Source organism: Kaistella palustris DSM 21579 (assembly GCF_000422265.1).
GTDB classification, from domain to species: Bacteria; Bacteroidota; Bacteroidia; order Flavobacteriales; family Weeksellaceae; genus Kaistella; species Kaistella palustris.
Window position 1 is genome coordinate 163754 of record NZ_KE383813.1, and the last position, 16594, is coordinate 180347.

17 protein-coding genes are annotated in these 16594 nt (G+C 39.5%); 5 read left to right on the forward strand and 12 right to left on the reverse strand.

The window, feature by feature from the left end; all coding sequences use genetic code 11:
- Positions 1 to 29: 29 nt before the first annotated feature.
- Entirely contained in the window at positions 30 to 2459 is a 2430-nt protein-coding gene (locus tag H562_RS0113340; RefSeq protein ID WP_027377961.1) for an alpha-ketoacid dehydrogenase subunit alpha/beta, read from the reverse strand.
- A gap of 140 nt (positions 2460 to 2599) precedes the next feature.
- Between H562_RS0113340 and H562_RS0113345 the strand changes: the two genes are divergently transcribed.
- A complete protein-coding gene (locus H562_RS0113345) occupies positions 2600 to 2893 on the forward strand; it encodes a hypothetical protein (RefSeq protein ID WP_027377962.1) in 294 nt (97 codons plus the stop codon).
- A gap of 314 nt (positions 2894 to 3207) precedes the next feature.
- Here H562_RS0113345 and H562_RS0113350 read toward each other — a convergent pair whose 3' ends face one another.
- Positions 3208 to 3435 (reverse strand): hypothetical protein, encoded by a 228-nt coding sequence (locus H562_RS0113350; RefSeq protein WP_027377963.1) that lies wholly within the window; start codon positions 3433 to 3435, stop codon positions 3208 to 3210.
- A gap of 187 nt (positions 3436 to 3622) precedes the next feature.
- On the opposite strand from H562_RS0113350, the gene H562_RS0113360 reads away from it, so the two are divergent.
- Positions 3623 to 5362, forward strand: coding sequence for a helix-turn-helix domain-containing protein (locus H562_RS0113360; RefSeq protein ID WP_027377964.1), 1740 nt, complete (start codon positions 3623 to 3625; stop codon positions 5360 to 5362).
- Between the two features lie 121 nt (positions 5363 to 5483).
- Here the strand turns inward: H562_RS0113360 and H562_RS0113365 are convergent, their stop codons facing one another.
- The 3 genes from H562_RS0113365 to amaB all read right to left on the reverse strand — a co-directional run bounded on the left by H562_RS0113365 (position 5484) and on the right by amaB (position 8955).
- Positions 5484 to 5747, reverse strand: a complete 264-nt coding sequence (locus tag H562_RS0113365; RefSeq protein WP_233702004.1) for a DUF2007 domain-containing protein — start codon at positions 5745 to 5747, stop codon at positions 5484 to 5486.
- Between the two features lie 149 nt (positions 5748 to 5896).
- Positions 5897 to 7231, reverse strand: coding sequence for an L-lysine 6-transaminase (gene lat, locus H562_RS0113370; RefSeq protein ID WP_027377966.1), 1335 nt, complete (start codon positions 7229 to 7231; stop codon positions 5897 to 5899).
- A gap of 173 nt (positions 7232 to 7404) precedes the next feature.
- On the reverse strand, positions 7405 to 8955 hold the full coding sequence (gene amaB / locus H562_RS0113375) for an L-piperidine-6-carboxylate dehydrogenase (protein WP_027377967.1): 1551 nt from the start codon (positions 8953 to 8955) through the stop codon (positions 7405 to 7407).
- 250 nt (positions 8956 to 9205) lie between these two features.
- On the opposite strand from amaB, the gene H562_RS15830 reads away from it, so the two are divergent.
- Entirely contained in the window at positions 9206 to 9328 is a 123-nt protein-coding gene (locus H562_RS15830) for a hypothetical protein (protein ID WP_262493291.1), read from the forward strand.
- On the opposite strand, the gene H562_RS15190 is transcribed toward H562_RS15830, so the two are convergent.
- From H562_RS15190 to H562_RS0113400, 4 genes are all read right to left on the reverse strand, one after another.
- Entirely contained in the window at positions 9307 to 9870 is a 564-nt protein-coding gene (locus H562_RS15190; protein WP_051190518.1) for a GNAT family N-acetyltransferase, read from the reverse strand. The two genes, H562_RS15830 and H562_RS15190, sit on opposite strands and share 22 nt — an antisense overlap.
- 63 nt (positions 9871 to 9933) lie before the next feature.
- Complete coding sequence (locus H562_RS0113390) at positions 9934 to 10476, reverse strand: methylated-DNA--[protein]-cysteine S-methyltransferase (protein WP_034691205.1); 543 nt, start codon at positions 10474 to 10476, stop codon at positions 9934 to 9936.
- A 63-nt stretch (positions 10477 to 10539) separates the two neighbouring features.
- Positions 10540 to 11139: a DUF2911 domain-containing protein gene (locus H562_RS0113395; RefSeq protein ID WP_027377969.1), complete on the reverse strand. Its 600-nt coding sequence runs from the start codon at positions 11137 to 11139 to the stop codon at positions 10540 to 10542.
- A gap of 110 nt (positions 11140 to 11249) precedes the next feature.
- The gene (locus H562_RS0113400; RefSeq protein ID WP_185096061.1) at positions 11250 to 11825 is read right to left on the reverse strand and encodes a fasciclin domain-containing protein; all 576 of its coding nucleotides are present in this window, start codon (positions 11823 to 11825) and stop codon (positions 11250 to 11252) included.
- A gap of 293 nt (positions 11826 to 12118) precedes the next feature.
- Here H562_RS0113400 and H562_RS0113405 point away from each other — a divergent pair, with 293 nt between their 5' ends.
- Both H562_RS0113405 and H562_RS0113410 read left to right on the forward strand, forming a co-directional pair.
- On the forward strand, positions 12119 to 12694 hold the full coding sequence (locus H562_RS0113405) for an RNA polymerase sigma factor (RefSeq protein ID WP_027377971.1): 576 nt from the start codon (positions 12119 to 12121) through the stop codon (positions 12692 to 12694).
- A gap of 2 nt (positions 12695 to 12696) precedes the next feature.
- Complete coding sequence (locus H562_RS0113410; RefSeq protein WP_027377972.1) at positions 12697 to 13470, forward strand: anti-sigma factor; 774 nt, start codon at positions 12697 to 12699, stop codon at positions 13468 to 13470.
- Between the two features lie 76 nt (positions 13471 to 13546).
- Here the strand turns inward: H562_RS0113410 and H562_RS15195 are convergent, their stop codons facing one another.
- From H562_RS15195 to H562_RS0113425, 3 genes are all read right to left on the reverse strand, one after another.
- Positions 13547 to 14092 carry a hypothetical protein gene (locus H562_RS15195; protein ID WP_034691206.1) on the reverse strand — a complete coding sequence of 182 codons (546 nt, stop codon included), beginning with the start codon at positions 14090 to 14092 and terminating at the stop codon, positions 13547 to 13549.
- Positions 14093 to 14368: 276 nt separating this feature from the next.
- Positions 14369 to 15010, reverse strand: a complete 642-nt coding sequence (locus H562_RS0113420) for an ABC transporter ATP-binding protein (protein ID WP_034691209.1) — start codon at positions 15008 to 15010, stop codon at positions 14369 to 14371.
- 1 nt (position 15011) lies between these two features.
- Positions 15012 to 16544, reverse strand: a complete 1533-nt coding sequence (locus H562_RS0113425) for an ABC transporter permease/substrate-binding protein (protein WP_027377974.1) — start codon at positions 16542 to 16544, stop codon at positions 15012 to 15014.
- Positions 16545 to 16594: the final 50 nt, after the last annotated feature.

The following is a 16594-nucleotide window of genomic DNA, read 5'->3' on the forward strand; positions in this document are numbered from 1 at the left end:
GTTTTATTTTCAAAAGTTTTCGGTTTAATCTAAACTGCCGGAAATTTTTCGGGATTCACTTCATTAAATAAACCGTAGATCTTCTCCACCATATCATCAACACTCGGTTTGCTGAAATAATCACCATCGCTTGCATAAGGCGGACGGTGGTTTTCGGCCGAAATAGTAAGCGGATCAGAGTCCAGATATCTGAAGGCTTTCTGCTTCTCCAGGATTTGTTGTAGAATAAAAGCAGAAGTTCCACCTTGCACATCTTCATCAATGACAACGAGGCGGTTGGTTTTCTTTACACTTTCCAGAATATCATGGCTGAGATCAAAAGGAACCAACGACTGAACATCGATCACTTCCGCAGAAATACCCATTTTATCGAGCTCCTGTGCAGCTTCCATCACAAGTCTCCACGTGGAACCGTAGGTAACCAAAGTAACATCTGAACCTTCTTTGGTCACTTCAATTTTCCCTACAGGCACTGTAAATTCTCCTAAATTATCCGGCTGTTTTTCCTTCAGGCGGTAACCGTTCAGGCATTCGACGATCAGCGCGGGCTCATCACTTTGTAACATCGTATTATAAAAACCGGCGGCTTTGGTAAGATTTCGTGGAACAAGGATCAAAATCCCTTTTGAAAGATTTATAATTCCGGCCATTGGCGAGCCAGAGTGCCAAATACCCTCTAGGCGGTGACCGCGTGTTCTGATAATTAACGGTGCTTTTTGTCCGCCCTTGGTTCGGTATTGCACGGTAGCCAAATCATCGCTCATGCCTTGCAGACAGTAGAGAATATAATCCAGATACTGAATCTCAGCAATCGGTCTTAAACCGCGCATGGCCATTCCGATTCCCTGGCCCAGAATTGTGGCTTCGCGGATTCCTGTATCGGCAATTCTTACCTCACCGTATTTTTCCTGAAGCCCTTCAAGACCTTGATTTACGTCACCGATATTTCCGGCGTCTTCACCGAAAATAAGTGTTTCGGGATATTTACTGAAGATCTTATCGAAGTTGTTCCGTACCACTACTCTGCCATCCACGGTTTCGGAAATGTCGGAAAACACGGCTGGAATTTCTTTTACGTTGGTCGCTTTCCACTCGCTTTGCGAATAAAGATGTGAGGAATAATTGTCTTTTTCGGTGGCAAACAGTTCTTTGAACTTTGTCTCAATTCTGGAACGTTCCGCACTTTGAGATCCGCGCGTCAGCATTAATGATTTTCTTACCAAGTGGAAGATATCACGTTTAGCCGGCGAAATCACTTTCTTATAAGCCTCGATTTCCGCTGCGATCGCGTCATTATTGTTTCTAAGGTTTTCTACTAAGGGAAGAAGTTCTTCTCTTACAGTTTGAATGGCTTTCTGATAACTTTCCCAGGCTTTTTTCTGACCTTCCTTTACGAATTTTTTCGCCTCATTTTCAATTTGCTCCAGTTCTTCAGCCGTTGCAAGCTGCTGTTCTGCACCTTCTATTTCGATGGAATAATCCAGGATCCACTCCCGGAATTTTCGGAGCCCATCAAACTCACCTTCCCATTTTAGGCGGTCTTCACTTTTGTATCTCTCATGTGAGCCCGAAGTTGAATGTCCCTGTGGCTGCGTAACTTCTACCACATGCACGACAACAGGAATACTTTCAGTTCGGGCAAAATGCTCCGCGCGTGCAAAAGCGTCCAGCAAGGCAGGATAATCCCAGGCTTTGACCTGAATAATCTCGCAACCCTGGTTTTCACCTTCTTTTCTCTGAAATCCCGAAAGCATTTCGGCAATATCTGCTTTTGCTCTTTGGTTTTGGGTCGGAACGGATATTCCGTAACCGTCGTCCCAGATCGCTGTGATCATTGGCACCTGGAGTGCACACGCAGCATTTAAGCTTTCCCAGAAATGACCTTCTGCCGTGGATGCATCACCGATTGTTCCGAAAGCTACTTCACTTCCTTTGTTTGAAAATTTTTCTGAACCTTCAAACTGTACAGATTTATACACTTTTGAAGCCAGCGCAAGTCCCAGCAGCCGTGGCATTTGGCCGGCTGTCGGCGAAATGTCGGAGGAAATATTTTTCTGTTTCGTAAGATCTTTCCAGCTGCCGTCTTGATTTAAACTTCTTGTGGCATAATGGCCGTTCATCTGGCGGCCGGCAGATGCAGGCTCGCGCTCTACACTTGTATCTGCATAAAGCTGTGCAAAGAAACTTTCTACAGTTAACGCGTCGATGGCGAGGGCAAACGTTTGGTCGCGGTAATATCCTGAACGAAAGTCACCGTTCCGAAAGACTTTGGCCATGGCAAGTTGTGGTAATTCTTTACCGTCGCCAAAGATCCCAAATTTTGCTTTTCCCGTAAGCACCTCGCGCCGGCCGAGATAGGACAGTTCGCGGGAAATCCGTCCCAACCTGTAATCGTCGAGGATTTGGTTTTTAAAGTCCTCGAAGGAAATTTGCTGGGTTTCGATATAGGTGGCTTCCATATAAATCTTGATTTCTACAAAGATAATTAATTGAAACGATTTGGAAAACCTAGGAATTAAATATTTTATTGATTTAAAAAAAATGCGTGTTAAATTTTTATAATTCCATAATGTGTATTTTTACGTAAATAAATGAAACCATGGAAAAAAAATCACCACACATTTTAAATGCGTCGTCGGGATTACTGGGATTTTGTCTTGTAATACTCACATCGCTGGAAATCACAAAAATCAGCAACCGCACTTATATTGATGAGATCGCGGGAATTGCAAGTTTATGCCTGGCCACAAGTTGCTTTCTTTCTTTTATGGCGATCCGGTGTGTCAACGAGAAACGGGAAATTAAATATGAAAATGCGGCAGATTATCTGTTTATGACCGCTTTGTTCTGCATTTCAGCATCGGTGATTTTGGTGACTTTAAATATTTTTTAAAAAATTAGTTTTTACCTGAAGTTTTCGAAATTCCTATCATCAAATAAATGCCAATTTTATTTTAAAAACGATCGGATCTATTCAGATTAAAACTTCAAATTAAATTACAGGCAAATATTATGTTCGGGTGAACGCTGGTTATGTTCCTTACAAAAAAAGATATTTCCGTGTTTTAGAAATTATTATTTGCAGTACTATTAAAAGCAAAAGTTGAAATTTGAATTTTTGAGATAGGTATATAAAACGATTCTTCCGCGAAACAATCCGCGGAAGAACCAACACAAATGATGAAAAAAAATATTTAGTTTAGGGGGTTACTTTCTTGGGGGTGGAGCAATTTCTCCATCCAGGTTTGAAATTTCCGGTGTATTTTGGTCACCGTTTATTACTTTTATATCGCCTCTGTTTAATGCGCCGGCGGAATCCTGTACTCTATGTAGGGTTGCCGCTTCTTCAGGGGATAATACTTCATCTGCTTCTCTGCAGGATTGTAATGCGAGTGTAGTAAAAACTACTGCTGATATTACTGCTAACTTTTTCATGCGTTTTATTTTTACAAATGTATTGCAGATTGGATGTACGGAACAAAAAAACAAACACCTACTTTTTAAAAAATCACACGTAAATTATAAAAGATGTACCGCAATTTTAAAAAAATAGCAGTATTATTGTAAAAACAAATGATGAAAAAATGATTTATCCTACTAAGAATCATTTTATTAAGTTCTTATGCAGCTGAAATACATTACCACTCTTCTTATTTTATTTCTCCAGGTATTTTTTTTAAATATCGCTGCGCAAAAGCCAAAATATTCCGGCCTAAGTAACGAACAAATCGAAAAACTGATCGACGAGAATAGCAATAATCCCACAAAAATGTGGGAACTTATTAATTTCTACATCGCGAAATCAAAAACAGATAAGAATAATGAGGCTTTGTTTTATGCATATCGATATGCAAGTATGTCAACCGATTATCCGGCGAATCTGAAATATGCGGACAGCGCAATTATTTCGGCAAAAGAATCATCTATAAAAAAAGTACTTTTAGATTCTTATCTGAACAGAGGCAACATTAATATGTCCGAAGAGTTTTATGAAAAAGCTCTGGATGATATTTTAATGGCCAACAAACTTTCTCAGGAATCGGGGAACAGCTATATTTATAACAAGACGATTTACTATATAGCCCAAAACAAGATATATCTTGGTCAATATGAAGATGCGAAGAAAGAATTGATTGTTTGCCTAAAGTTTTTTAAAGATAATTTAAACAGTAAAACATCTCTGGGTAAAAATTACGAGATGTATTACATTTATTCACTTATGAGTCTTATCGACTCTAATTCCAAATTAGGACAGTTTGAAGAAAATAAAGGTCTCCTAAAAGAAGCTTTTGGTTATCTGAATAAAAATAAACTGTCGCAGTATCTGCCGTACTTTATTACATCGGAAGGACTGAATGCATATTACTCGCAAGATTACAGTAAAGCTATTTCAAAATTTTCAGAAGCAATAAAATTATATGATGACCAATGGGAGCACAATACAGAGGTTTTTTACCTTGGTCTTTCTTATTGGTATACGGGAAAGAAAAAATTAGCAGTAAAATATCTGGAGGAGATTGATAAACATTATAATGTAACAAAGAAACTCGATCCTCAGTTCCGCTCGGCGTATGAAATTTTAATTAAGTACTACAACTCTACAGGAAACAAGGAAAAGCAACTCGAATACATTAATAAACTGATGGTTCTTGACCGTTCCTACGAGAAAAATTACAAGTATCTCTACAAAAAAATTGTAAAAGAATACGACACCAAGAAACTCGTTTCTGAAAAAAACAGGATCGAAAAAAGTCTGCAAAACCAAAGAATGATATTCACAGGGTTGATTGTGGTTTTATTGGCTGCTTTTACACTTCTGGGATTTTGGTTTTATAAAGATAAACAGAATTACAAAAAAAGGTTTGAAGCCATCATTGCACGGCAAAACGAAAGCGGGCCCTTGGAAGCTGAAACTGTTCCTGAAGTAAGCGAGTATCACCAAGATCAAAAGACCGATTACGAATTTTACAATAAAATTGCCGGCCTAAACCCGCTCTTTGTGGAAAACATACTGGAGCAGCTCGAAATTTTTGAAAAAGAAAATAGATTCCTGGATCAGCAGATTTCTCAGAAGTCGCTGAGTGAAGAGCTGGGCACAAATTCCACCTATTTTTCGAAAATCATTAATACATATAAAGGCAAAAATTTCACCCTTTATATCAATGATCTCCGTCTGGATTATATTATCGATCACCTCAAAAACGATGTGAAGTATATCAACATGGACGTAAAAGAGCTCGCTGCGCGTGCAGGCTTTTCGAGTGCGGAAAATTTCTCTGCCCACTTCCGCCGCAAATTTGATCTGAAACCGTCGGTGTTCATTAAGATGCTTAAGGACAAACTGAAACCTGAGATTACCTAAGCCGAATTCAACTAAGAAACATTTTCCACACGATTTGCCGAGAAATTTTTACGAAAAAAAAATCGAAACCTTTTTCAAGATCCCGATTTCTGTAAAACGTAAAATTTAAAAAAATATGAAATTAATTTTGGGGGTTTGCTAAGCTTTCAAGTTCGGTTTCCTTCAGATAAGCATCAATGATTTCGAATGCTTTTTTCTCGTCCTGCAGATTTACCATCAGTTTAACCGTAGATGCAGTAGGCGTTGTAGTGAACGTCATATACCGGTCATTTAAAAAACTACTGATATTCCCGGCATCCAGTTTGGACTTGATTATTTGTACATCGGTAGGTTTTTCACTTTCAAAAACTGACACTCTAGTTTCTCTTTCCATAATCGTTTTCATTTTAGAATTTCTAAATTACGATAAAAATTTAAAATATGCAAACTGTAAGAGATTGAGATTCCACAATTTGCAGCTAAAAAGTGGAGAAAATCTGTCCTGAAACTCGATTATAAAAGGTTTCACAAAATTTAAAGCAATTGGCAAACTTTTTAAATTTTCGAAATATTCTTTTCGATCTTATCCAGTGCCAGTTGTATTTCTTCCTTAGTAACATTCAGATGTGGCCGAAAACGGATACATTTATCCCCACACGCCAGAATAATCATGTCGTCATCATACAACACCTCGCGGAGTCTGTCACGCTTTTCGCCAGTTGGCAGATCAAAGGCACACATGAGGCCCCGGCCACGTGGATTTGAAATTAAGTTTGGATATTTTTCGGCAAGCTTTTGCAGACCTTCCAGAAGATATTCGCCGACAACCCGGGCATTTTCTACTAAATTTTCTTTTTCGATCACTTCCAGAATCAGCTGAAAACGGAGAATGTCAATAAAATTCCCGCCAAATGTGGAGTTGATCCTGGAACTTTCCCGGAAAACATTATTTGGAATTTCATCAAATTTCGCTTTATTGGCCAGAACGCCGCAAACCTGCGCTTTTTTTCCAAATGAAATAATATCAGGCTTTGCGCTGAAATGTTGGAAAGCCCACATTTTTCCCGTGAGTCCAATTCCTGTCTGTACTTCATCAAAAATCAGCAGTACTTCATTTTCGTCGCAAATATTTCTCAAGCCAACAAAAAACTCATCACGGAAATGATTGTCACCACCTTCGGCCTGAATGGGCTCGATGATGATGCACGCCACCCGATCAGGATTGGAGAGAATGGCTTCCTCTATATTTAGGAGTGCAAGGTTTTCATTTTTAATGGTTTCCTCAAGATTTTCCTCAGTGACGGGGAAATTGAGATGAGGATTAAGGATCCTTGGCCAGTCAAATTTGGGGAAATACTCATATTTCCTTGGGTCGGAAGTATTTGTGAGGCTCAGTGTATATCCACTTCTACCGTGGAAAGCCTGCTTGAAATGAATACAGATGCCCGCTTCAAGGTGAAGTCCTTTTTCAAAATTCTTCCTGGTTTTCCAGTCGAAACAAGCCTTCATGGCGTTTTCCACGCCCATCGTTCCGCCTTCGATAAAGAATGCATACTGCAGTTCCTTTGGAATGGCGACACGTTCGAACACTTCCATGAAATCTGCAAATTCTTTGGAATATACATCTGCAAGCGTTGGTTTGTTTACGGCCATTTTGCCGAGCCATGCCGATTTTTCTACAAGATACGGGTGGTTATAACCAATTGACGCCGAGGCGAACATGGAAAACATATCGAGGAATTCTCTGCCGGTATTGCGGTCGTGAATATAGCTGCCGTGCGACTTATCGAAATCCATGACAAAATCGAAACCATCGGCGAGCATGTGTCGCGACAATGTTGCTTTTACGTCATTGGTGGGTTGCGGATGAGAGGCGATTGCGTTGTTCATATGAATAGTTTTTGTGATTACTTGTAAGTTTCATAAGGCTGAACCAGAAGAAACTTCCGTTTTAATTTTATTTTTGGTTTTTTAGATGGTGAACAATTTTTGCTGTAAAGGTTTCCCCGTTTGATTGCGAGAGCATCTGCCGGAGAAATTTAATAACAAAAGCGGAATCGTATTTAAAGGTCAAATTTAATTCCCTGTGCCAGCGGCAGACTGTCGGTATAATTAATGGTGTTGGTTTGGCGGCGCATGTAATATTTCCATACATCTGAGCCGGATTCCCGGCCGCCTCCGGTTTCTTTTTCACCACCGAACGCCCCGCCGATTTCGGCACCGGATGTTCCGATATTTACATTTGCAATTCCGCAATCGGAACCGACCTGCGAGAGGAAAAGTTCTGCTTCGCGCAGGTCCTGCGTCATGATCGCCGAACTTAAGCCCTGTGGTACACCGTTCTGCAAAGCAATAGCTTCTTCCAGCGTTTTATATTTGATCAAATAAAGGATGGGCGCAAATGTTTCGTGCTGCACAATTTCATAAGAATTTTCAACTTCTGCAATGCAAGGTTTCACATAACAGCCTGAACTGTAGTTTTCGCCGGAAAGCACACCGCCTTCAACCACAAATTTTCCACCTTGCTGCCTGCATTTTTCGATGGAATCCTGGTACTGTTTTACAGCGTCCTTATCGATGAGCGGACCTACGTGATTGGATTCATCAAGAGAATTCCCAATCTTAAGCTGACCATAAGCTTTCACCAAACGGTTTTTTACGTCTTCATATACAGATTCATGTATGATCAAACGGCGTGTGGAAGTGCATCTTTGGCCGGCAGTGCCAACCGCACCGAAAACCGCGCCGATGATCGACATATTCAGGTCTGCATTTTCTGTAATGATAATGGCGTTATTTCCGCCGAGTTCCAGTATCGATTTCCCGAAACGCTGTGCGACATTGGTGCCCACGATCCGGCCGACCTTTGTAGAGCCGGTAAATGAAACGAGTGCTACATTTTTATCGTTTACGAGTTCTTCGCCGATCCTGTGGTCACCAACAAGCATGTTGGAGATTCCTTCGGGAAGATTATTTTCTTTTAAAACCTGCGAAATAATATTTTGACAGGCAATCGCACAAAGCGGCGTCTTTTCCGACGGCTTCCAGACCGTTACATTTCCACAGATCCAGGCAAGCGCCGTATTCCAGGACCAAACTGCCACAGGAAAATTAAAAGCGGAAATAATTCCTACAATCCCAAGCGGGTGATATTGTTCATACATACGGTGTCCCGGTCTTTCGGAATGCATGGTGTAACCGTGAAGCTGGCGGGAAAGTCCCACCGCGAAATCGCAGATATCAATCATTTCCTGCACTTCGCCAAGACCTTCCTGCAGGGATTTTCCCATCTCATAGGACACAAGTTTTCCCAGATCATCCTTATACTCCCGTAATTTTATGCCGAACTGGCGTACTATCTCACCACGCTTTGGCGCGGGAATCATGCGGAATTCCTTAAATGCACTTTTGGCATTTTCAATAACTGCTGCATAATCTGATGAGTTTGCTGTTTTAATTGTGGCAATGAGCTGACCGTCGTTTGGTGAATAGCTTTCCAGAAGATCACCACTTGCGAAGTATTTTCCGCCACACGAAACGCCGTCGTTTTCTGTGGAAATTCCTAAATTTTTGAGTGTTTTTTCAATACCGAATTCATTAAGTTTAGTGGACATATTTTTTAATTTGAGTTGCGTTTAAAGATATGAATTTTGAGTTAGTCTGAAAAATCCTAAACGTTTTTATTTAAATACTGATTAAATTAAAGACTAACCGAATTTCTTTTGAACAACCGGTAAAACGTATATGAATGTAAGTAAGTACCAGCGGCAGATGGTTTCTGCAAATCAAAATAACTTATTATCTTTGATGAAAGTTTTGAAAAAAATGGACAGGCCAAATTCAACAGAAAATAAAAATTCGAAGATGAAAACGTGGTTTAAACGCGTAGGTGTTGGCGGATTGATATTTTTCACAGTGAAAGGTATCGTGTGGCTTTTTGTTTTTTATTTCGGTGCCGAGATGTTTCAGGAATGTGCCGGTAACTGATCGTTGTAAGTCCAGCGCTGCCAGTCTTCTTTTTTAATTTCGAAGATGATATTTGTTTTTGAATCTTCGCCAAAATACGCCACTTCTTCCTCTCCTTTATTTTCCGCGCCAAGTTTGTTCATTGCTTTCACAGAGCGAATATTATTTTTGCCGACATGAAAAATAACGCGGTCAACAAATTGAAAAATATAATCCAACATCATCTTCTTTACTGAGGAATTAATGTTTTTACCCCAGGATTTTGTGCCATAAAAAGTGTAGCCAATCAATATAGTTTTTTCCTTTTCATTATAATCGTAAAAGCGTGTGCTGCCCAAAACTTCATCTGATTTTTTGTCTAAAATTAAAAACGCGCCGCCACTTTGGAATGCGCCATTAAAAAAATTCTGAAAAACTTCGCGCTTGTATCGCTCTTTATTCGGATGCATCGCCCACACCTCCGGGTCCGAAGCTACGGCGTAAAGTTTTTCGAAATCATTTGCAGTCAAGGGCTGAAGTTTTAGAAGATCATTTTCAAGTACAGGCTGCAGCGAGAAATTCATAACATATATTTTTAACGGTTAAAATTGGTTTTTTTGATTAACGAAACAGACCATCTTTTAGGATCAGAACAATATTGCTTTCTCAAGTTCCAGCAATTTCTGTTTGCGCCAGATCCCGCCGCCATAACCGGTTAAGTTTCCATTGCTGCCGATGACGCGGTGGCAAGGAATAAGGATGGAAATTTTGTTCATGCCGTTCGCGTTGGCTACAGCGCGGACTTTTCTTACGTCGCCCAGAATCTCCGCCTGCGCTCGGTAGGTCCAGGTTTCACCATAAAGAATCCGTGCCAGCGTTTCCCAGACTGTTTTTTGAAATGCACTTCCGACCGGTGCAAGCGGCACTGAAAATATTTTTCTTTCGCCCGAAAAATATTCTGAAAGTTGATTTTCCAAAATTTTAAGGTGAAAACTTTCACGCCAGGTGATTTCGGCATCAAAGGAATTTGCGAGAGCTGCCAGTTCAGCTTGGAGGTTGTTTCTGTCAGCATATTCGAGCATGCAGATTCCCGCGTCCACCGCAGCAGCATACATGGTTCCGAGTGGCGTTTCAATTTCCTTTAAATCGATGAACTTAGGGATGTCTTGTGGATTTTCAATTGAATTCATATTCAGTAGCCAAAAATAAAGTACTTCTTAGTAGAAAAAAGTGAACCGTAGTTCACCATGATTTTATTTTTGTGTGGCAGCATCTTTTTCGATCTGCTTGATTTCTTTCAGTTTTTCGAGGATTTTTGCCACTGCTGTGGGATTACCAGTTTGAAGCGGAATTACCACTTTTGTATAATCCCATTTAAATATGAGGTCTGCGGAACTGTCATCTTTCGGATTGATTGAAATTTCAAATGCTTCCTGCTTTTCGGTTAACTTTTGAACCGGTGCAGTGACGTCGGTCACATTCAGTTTTTCATCATACGTAAATGCACCCCATTGGGCTGCATCTTTATTAAGAATAATTTTCCATTCCTTTTCCTGTGGGATTATAAATAAGCCGTACGTCCCGGCCGCAACGGTTTTACCCCCAAAATTCACAGATTGTTCGAAGGTGATTTTTGTAGCGCTATTGGCCCCGGCGCGCCATACTTTACCAAAGGGAACGAGTTCGCCAAATATCTTTCTGCCTTTAATTAAAGGTCTGCCGTAATCTACAGTGATCTTAGACATAGAGAATTGCTGCGTTAATGTCTGTCGCGGACTTGCAGCAGGAAGATTCCATTGTGAAAAAGCGGAAAAAGAGATCGCCAGAAAAGTGCACAGGAATAATTTTTTCATGATTTTAAATTTTATTAAAGATAAGAAAAAGGCTGTAAAATGTGGAGGCTGCCATAAAAAAGTCACCTAAACCGAAATTTAAGTGACTCCCTAAAAATAAAACTATGAAACTATGGCATTAACACTGTATCAATTACGTGAATGACACCATTTGACTGATTTACATCTGCAATGGTAATTTTTGCGGAATTACCTTTCGCATCCATGATATACATGTCTTTTCCTTTGGTCCAGAACGTAAGCTCCTCCCCTTCTACGGTTTTGGTCATGTATTTTCCGTTATTTTTCTTGGTCCACATCCAAAGGTCTTTGGCTGAGATTCTACCTGGAACCACGTGGTAAGTCAGGATCTTTGTGAGCATTGCTTTGTTTTCCGGCTTTACCAGCATTTCTACTGTTCCTGCGGGAAGTTTTGCGAAGGCCGCATTAGTAGGTGCAAAAACCGTAAAAGATCCTTTGCCTTCCAGTGTTTCCACAAGACCCGCCGCTTTTACTGCGGCAACCAGGGTGGTGTGGTCTTTGGAGTTCATCGCATTTTCCACGATATTTTTGGTGGGATACATTGCTGCTCCACCGACCATTACTGTGTTTTGTTTTTTAGCCATCGTCTGGGCGGTGGCCGTACCTGCAGCAGCGAAAGTCATTGTGAGTGCCAGAGCGGCGGCTGTAATTTTTGTAAAGTTCATAATAAAGAATTTTTAATGTGTGATATATTGATTTGTGTTACTTTCATTTACGAAGCTATTTGCTTTCTGGTTTTATTTTTCTGAAAAATTGATAGATCTTTTACCGGAAACCGCCACTGGATAAGGCCTGCAAAGTTTTTAAAATCAAGAGCACTTCATTTATAACTATTTTCAAACCGACCTGGGTTAATGATTTGACGGATCTACCGCGACCTGGATTAATAATTATCACCGCATCACCGCGGTTTTGTCATTAGTTAAAAAAAAACTATTTTTGAACTGCGTTTGACACATTGAAAAAAACAACACTTTCTTCCGACCAGCTTTTATCGTTACTCCAGAGTAAGGATGAACAGGGCTTTAATTATCTGTATGAAAATTATGCAGCAGCACTTTACGGTATTGTATACCGGATTGTACAATACCCCGAAGAAAGCAATGAAGTTTTGCAGGACGCCTTCGTAAAGATCTGGAATTCGATTGCCAGTTACGATGAAAAAAAAGGCTCCTTATACACCTGGATGCTTAATATCGCGCGAAATTCCGCACTCGACAAGATCAAATCCAAATCCTTTCAAAACGATTTAAAAAACCAAAGTCTTCCCGAATTCGTAAATAGCAGTAACCCACTTTCTACGGAACAGAAGCATGAATTTAATGAGGTGGAGAAAGGTGTAGACACATTACGCGAAGATTATAAAATTCTTATACAAAAGGCTTATTTTGGCGGTCTTACGCAGGAAGAGATTTCAGAGGAACTAGGAATTCCCCTAGGAACGGTTAAAACGCGTACCAGAGCTGCACTCAATGAACTGAAGATCATTCTGAAAGACTTTAAAATTATTTTTTTATTTTTTTTACTTAGATAAAAGTGGATATTAAAACATACATATCATCCGGCGTTATAGAAGCTTATGTCATGGGAACACTCACCCAAGAGGAAAGCGCTATTCTGGAATGTGTGGTAAAAAATAATACCGAGGTGCAGAACGCACTTTTCGAAATGCAGGAAACTTTTGAAAAATTAGCTACCGCGGGCGCTATAAAACCACCGCCACATGTAAAAGAAGAAATTCTGAAGAAAATTGAATTTGGAACTTCTAAAGAGAAAGGTGAAATCATCGCCATTAATGCTGAAAGACAGGACAAGAAAACCAGCGGTTCAATACCGGTATGGATGAAGGCTGCTTCTGTTGCTGCTTTGCTTGGCCTGGGGTATTTAGGTTTTCAGCTCAATCACAAAAACAGTGAGCTGCAAACTTTTGCAAAGAACAATACCGAACTCAGTTCAAAGGTGACAAACCTTGAAGAAATGAATAAAATGCTTCAGAATTCAAAAAAAATTGAACTGAAAGGCGTTGGAAAATATCCGGGAATGCTCGCGGAAGTATATTGGAACCCTAGGGAAAAAGTTTATCTTGACCTGAAAAATATGCCGGCCGCACCGACCGGAAAGCAGTATCAGCTTTGGGCAATAGTCGATGGAAAACCTGTAGATATGGGCCTTTACGATCACGTAAAATCTGAAAAAATTCAACCGATGAAAACGGTGGAAAAACCGCAGGCTTTTGCTATTACCATTGAAAAAGAAGGTGGAAATGCTACGCCGACAATGGAGGAAATGGTGGTGATGGGAGAAGTTTAAACCGCTGATACTTTGCATAAAACAAAAAAAACCACCTCAGTTTAAGGTGGTTTTTATCATATATGCTAATTGCTTATTACATATTTCCTGAGTCATTTGAATACCAACTGTCGTAGGTGGCACGGGCATCATCTTCATGTCTCGGTTTGAAGCCCATATAAATTCCACCATCTTTAATGTGGTCTCTGTATCTTTCTGCTTCATCTTCAGGAACACCTGCTCCGGTCAATGCACCAATCAGGCCTCCAGCTGCAGCACCCGTTCCGGCACCCGCCAAACCTGCAGCAAGCGGACCTGCAACAATCAGTCCTAATCCCGGAAGCAGCACATTGGACCCAATTGCGGCCACAGCTCCCACTACAGCACCAATTCCACCTCCGATCAGCGATCCTTTGCCGGCGTTTTCAGCCACCTTATCTCCTAAAGCGGTATCATCACTGTCATGCTCATTGGTAAAATATCTGTTTCTTGTATCGTCGGACATCATTACATTGATGTCATCCTGTGAATATCCTTTTTCTGAAAGATCGTTATAGGCTCTGTCAGCATCTTCTCTGGTATTAAATACTTTTGAGACATAATCATTTCGATATTCAGGTCTGTAATTTGTGGAATTTTCCATAATAGTTAAATTTTAGGATTAATATATTTTTTCAAAGTCCCTAAGACAGACACAATAAAAATGCCAGCGGATATTTAAGCAGATAATTTTAACAATTTTTAAGAATCGCTTCAGGTTTACACTCCTTTTATATGCAAATCATTTTTATAATTAAATTATTTTATGAATTCGTCAGTCCGGAAAATAGACTGCCAACTGAAAAAAGTAAACAAAATTGAATTTAAAAATTATTAAAAAGGAATATTGAGAAACGAAGAAAACAGTTGTGCTTAATAATCACATTTCCAGAATGTCTGTCGCAAGGGTTTCTGCTTCTTCTCTGGAATGTGTCACCATTACGAAGGTGGTCTTCAGTTGTTGATGGATATCTTTTACCAGGACCTGTAGTTTCTCACGCGTTTCGCTGTCCAACGCCGAAAAAGGTTCGTCCATCAAAACGATTTTTGGATCATGTGCGATGGCGCGAATAATTCCGACTCTTTGTTTTTGACCACCCGAAATTTCGTGCGGAAATTTTTGTAGAAGTTCACTTTTCAATCCAATTAATGGAAGTAATTCTAAAATTTTTTCTTTGCAAAATTCATCCGGTCTCTTTAATAACTTTAGGCAATAAGCCATATTTTGAAAAACTGTAAGATGCGGAAATAAAGAATTTCCCTGCAAAACATAACCCATTTGCAATCTTTTTTCAATGAGATTTTGTGGCGTTAATGTTTCACTTTCAATTTTAATTAAACCTTTTTCGGGAAGAAGCAAACCGTTAATTAATCGAAGCAAAGTTGATTTTCCACTTCCACTTTCGCCCAAAATACAGGTGAAACTTTCCCTTTCGAAACGATATGAAAAATCCTTCAAAATGAATTTCTCCTCATATCTAAAATCGACATTTTCCACAGAAATGATGGTATTTTGACTCATCTTAATTATTTAAATTTTTAAGGAAAATCTGGGCAACTTCAGCTGGAGATTTTTTCTCCACTTCCACTTCATAATTGAGTTGCTGCATTTTTTCCGTTGAAATTTTTCCATTCAGAGCGGAAAGCAATTTTTCAACTTCGGGATATTTTTTTGCAATTTCATTTCTGATGATGATTCCCGCTTCATAATTGGGGAAATAATTTTTATCGTCTTTCAGAACTTTTAAATCTAAATGTTTTATTTGCGCGTCCGTTGTGAAAACATCAACCGCATCAATTTTTCCCTGCTCAAAAGCTTGATAACGAAGGTTGATATCCATTTCTTCCAGTTTTTTAAAGTTAAAAGGATAAATATTTATCAACCCCGGAAACGCATCACTTCTTTCGAAAAAATCAAATTCTGCCCCGAAAGTAAAGTCTGAACTTTTATCAGCTAATTCAGAAAAATTCGAAATATCTAAATTTTTTTTAGAGATCGCCAAACCGTAAGTATTGTTGAATCCCAAAAGACCGAGCCATTTTAATTGAAACTGATTTTGGTATGTTTCATTTAAATTACTAAAATCGATCAGATTATTTTCAGGCAACTTTTTTTTCAAAACATTGAGCCACGCTGTTCCGGAATATTCCACATAAATATCCAGATCACCGGACAACATTGCAGGATGAATATTGGTGGTTCCGCCTCCAATTCCAAATTTACGAATGACTTTAATATCGGTATTATTCTCAATGGTTTGAGAAATAATTTCGCCCAAAATAAATTGTTCACTTGTCGGTTTCGAAGCAACAGTGATGGTTTTGGAATTATTTGAAGAAAATGGATTTTGGTAAAAAATAGCTGCAAAAGTGCAGATCAAAACAAAAAGTGAAGAAAAAATGATCCTGTTTTTCTGAGTTCTGTTCGCGTTTTTAGAAATCACCCGGAGCAAACTTTCGTTCTTTTCAAACTGACCGATCCATTGATCACCCAAAATTGCAAACAGAGAAATCCCCAAAGATCCAGTCACAATTAATCCCGTATTCATCGTATTTAAACCCCGAAAAATTGCCTGACCTAATCCTCCTGCACCAATCAATGCAGCCAATCCGGTCAAGGCAACAATCATGACGACGGTAATTCTTAAACCCGATAAAATGGAAGGTAAAGCGAGAGGAAAATAAATATTTTTAAAAACTTGAATTTGCGTTGAACCTAATCCTTCCGCAGCTTCAACTAATTGTAGCGGAACTTCCTTTAAACCGCTGTAAGTACTTCTGACAATAGGAAGTAATCCGTAAATAATTAAAACGATCAAGGCGTTTTTCAGTCCAATTCCGACTAAAGGAATCAATAAACCAAACATGGCAATTGACGGAATGGTGTAGAGAAAATTGATTAATGGGAGAATTACTTTACGGCTTTTTGCTGAATAAAAAACAAAAATGCCCAGCGAAATACCCACAACAGTAACGGCCGTAAGCGAACCCAAAGAAAGCAAAAGATGTTCTGCAAGAAGGTTAAGAAAATACGTGCGTCGCTGCCAAAGATCCATTCAGATAATTTGATACAAGGTAAAAAATATTTTGTACAGCGTAAAAATTA

What these genes read in the sequence shown, in the direction of transcription:
- H562_RS0113340 (WP_027377961.1), bottom strand. Translation starts at nt 2,459, where the DNA reads ATGGAAGCCACCTATATCGAAACCCAGCAAATTTCCTTCGAGGACTTT.
- H562_RS0113345 (WP_027377962.1), top strand. Translation starts at nt 2,600, where the DNA reads ATGGAAAAAAAATCACCACACATTTTAAATGCGTCGTCGGGATTACTG.
- H562_RS0113350 (WP_027377963.1), bottom strand. Translation starts at nt 3,435, where the DNA reads ATGAAAAAGTTAGCAGTAATATCAGCAGTAGTTTTTACTACACTCGCA.
- H562_RS0113360 (WP_027377964.1), top strand. Translation starts at nt 3,623, where the DNA reads ATGCAGCTGAAATACATTACCACTCTTCTTATTTTATTTCTCCAGGTA.
- H562_RS0113365 (WP_233702004.1), bottom strand. Translation starts at nt 5,747, where the DNA reads ATGAAAACGATTATGGAAAGAGAAACTAGAGTGTCAGTTTTTGAAAGT.
- lat (WP_027377966.1), bottom strand. Translation starts at nt 7,231, where the DNA reads ATGAACAACGCAATCGCCTCTCATCCGCAACCCACCAATGACGTAAAA.
- amaB (WP_027377967.1), bottom strand. Translation starts at nt 8,955, where the DNA reads ATGTCCACTAAACTTAATGAATTCGGTATTGAAAAAACACTCAAAAAT.
- H562_RS15830 (WP_262493291.1), top strand. Translation starts at nt 9,206, where the DNA reads ATGAAAACGTGGTTTAAACGCGTAGGTGTTGGCGGATTGATATTTTTC.
- H562_RS15190 (WP_051190518.1), bottom strand. Translation starts at nt 9,870, where the DNA reads ATGAATTTCTCGCTGCAGCCTGTACTTGAAAATGATCTTCTAAAACTT.
- H562_RS0113390 (WP_034691205.1), bottom strand. Translation starts at nt 10,476, where the DNA reads ATGAATTCAATTGAAAATCCACAAGACATCCCTAAGTTCATCGATTTA.
- H562_RS0113395 (WP_027377969.1), bottom strand. Translation starts at nt 11,139, where the DNA reads ATGAAAAAATTATTCCTGTGCACTTTTCTGGCGATCTCTTTTTCCGCT.
- H562_RS0113400 (WP_185096061.1), bottom strand. Translation starts at nt 11,825, where the DNA reads ATGAACTTTACAAAAATTACAGCCGCCGCTCTGGCACTCACAATGACT.
- H562_RS15195 (WP_034691206.1), bottom strand. Translation starts at nt 14,092, where the DNA reads ATGGAAAATTCCACAAATTACAGACCTGAATATCGAAATGATTATGTC.
- H562_RS0113420 (WP_034691209.1), bottom strand. Translation starts at nt 15,010, where the DNA reads ATGAGTCAAAATACCATCATTTCTGTGGAAAATGTCGATTTTAGATAT.
- H562_RS0113425 (WP_027377974.1), bottom strand. Translation starts at nt 16,544, where the DNA reads ATGGATCTTTGGCAGCGACGCACGTATTTTCTTAACCTTCTTGCAGAA.